1 rRNA gene is annotated in these 335 nt (G+C 60.3%); it reads left to right on the top strand.

The window, feature by feature from the left end:
* Window positions 1-9 precede the first annotated feature (9 nt).
* Window positions 10-126: ribosomal RNA gene (gene rrf / locus QSJ40_RS12625) — 5S ribosomal RNA — on the top strand.
* The last annotated feature ends 209 nt before the right edge of the window (window positions 127-335 follow it).

Genomic DNA, 335 nt, shown 5'->3' with positions numbered 1-335 from the left:
TGGCAGGTTTGCGGTGGTTATAGCGTGAGGGAAACGCCCGGTCCCATCCCGAACCCGGAAGCTAAGGCTCACAGCGCCGATGGTACTGCACTCTGATGGGTGTGGGAGAGTAGGTCGCCGCCGCAATACTCTTTAGAGGGAAGGCTGATGGCCGGCTCCCCGCAGCAATGGTTGCGGGTCGAGCCGGCCATCAGCCTTTTCCGCATATCCAGATGCTTTTTGCCCCCTCCTGCTGAGTGGATACCTGATTGCGCTATGAGGGCCTTTAGCGCAATTGGGGATCCACTCGGCCTACGGGGCTCTTCCTCCCCGCGCCGAGTGGATAGTTGATTGCG

Origin of the sequence: Kocuria sp. NBRC 114282 (assembly GCF_030268385.1) — a bacterium.
GTDB lineage: Bacteria > Actinomycetota > Actinomycetes > Actinomycetales > Micrococcaceae > Kocuria > Kocuria palustris.
Note: the sequence above shows the minus strand (reverse complement) of the source record. Positions and strands in the feature narration are given on the sequence as shown.